Source organism: Methylibium sp. T29-B, from assembly GCF_000576225.1.
In the GTDB taxonomy this organism is placed as follows: domain Bacteria; phylum Pseudomonadota; class Gammaproteobacteria; order Burkholderiales; family Burkholderiaceae_C; genus Methylibium; species Methylibium petroleiphilum.
Genome location: NZ_AZSN01000349.1, coordinates 1 through 1380 on the forward strand (window position 1 = coordinate 1; position 1380 = coordinate 1380).

Genomic DNA, 1380 nt, shown 5'->3' on the forward strand with positions numbered 1-1380 from the left:
ATCTTCGGGAAGCAGCCGCCCTGCCCGCCGAAGTCCACGAACTTGTAGCCGCTCGGGTCCTTGAACTCGTCGGTCAGCTGCAGCTCGTTGTGGTTGTAGTAGGGCATCAGGATGTTCTTGGTGCCCTTGAACGTCCACTTCATGTCCGAGATGCGGCCGTTGTAGCCCTCGAAGTCCTCGATCATCAGGTCCGCGCCGAGGAAGGCGTCCGTCGTCTGCCCGGTGGCGAGCCGGCGCACGCGGCGCTGGAAGCCCAGGTAGAGGTAGGCGTCGTCGAACTTCAGGTCGTTCTCGTAGCGCTGAATCAGGAGCTGCGTGTTCTTCAGGTCCTGCGGCTCGAGCACCGTGAGGTAGATGCCGCGGAACAGCTCCGAGGGGTTGGGCGTCACCTCGGGCACCGGGGCATGCTGCACGCGGTGCTTGAAGTTCAGGAAGTGGAAGTTGAACTTCAGCGTGCGCTCGACCTGGCCGGTCGTCATGTTGCGGTACTTCCAGTAGAACGGGTAGATCGCCGCGTTGTCGCCCCAGTTGACGCCGTACTTGTAGTTCCAGGCGATCTTCTCGCCCGCGCGCGGGTCATCGACCTTGGGCTCCTCCGGGAAGGGCCGCCCGGCCACGAAGCCGGTGATCTCGCCGCTCTGGGCGCCCAGCTTGGTCGTGTTCAGGTTCTTCTTCGTCGCCTCGACGTAGAACTTGTCCATCGTGAACTGCGTGGTCGGGCCGACCTTGATCTCGTCCCAGCCGTTCTTGACGATCTCGTAGAGGCCGGGGTCCAGCGCGTCCTTGAACTGCTCGACGTTGGCCTTGTTGATGACGAGGCCGGGCGCCATCCCGGGGAAGCTCGGGAAGCCGTTCTTGTAGGGGTTGAACGAGGCCTCGACGTCGGCCTCGGTGGCGGCGCCGGCGGGGACGCTGGCGAAGGCCAGGCCCGCGGTGAGCAAGGCCAGGCCGACTTGTTGAATCTTCGTTGTCATGGTTGTTGTCTCCTGCTTCAGAACTGATACCTTGCGGTGAGGAAGATCTCGTTCTCCTTCCAGGCCGAGCCGATGGGGCCGGCGCGGAAGCGCCCGAGGGCTCGAGGCCGCCGAGGCCGCGCGAGTAGGCGCTCAGGGGGTCGGTGTCGCCGAAGGGGGCGGTGAAGGGCGGGAACGGGTTGCAAGAGCGGCAGTCGTCGAACTTCCAGCGGTCCTCGCCGTTGCGCAGCTTGAAGTTGCCCCCGAAGCTGATCTTGAACTTGTCCGTCACGATCCAGTCGACCTGCGGCGAGGTGACCAGCGCGCGGGCCTGCACGTCGTAGGCCGTGATCAGCTGCGGGCTGACGCGGTCGTTGACGAGGAAGGCCTTCATCAGCAGCGTGGCGATCACGTTGTTCTCCCAGTT

The 1380-nt window shown here is 64.3% G+C and carries 1 protein-coding gene; it reads right to left on the reverse strand.

The genetic code is table 11. The annotated features are described in order from the left end of the window. Positions 1 to 974 (reverse strand): DUF1329 domain-containing protein (locus tag Y694_RS21830; RefSeq protein WP_036236707.1); only part of this gene is annotated, 974 nt, incomplete at its 3' end. Between the last annotated feature and the right edge of the window lie 406 nt (positions 975 to 1380).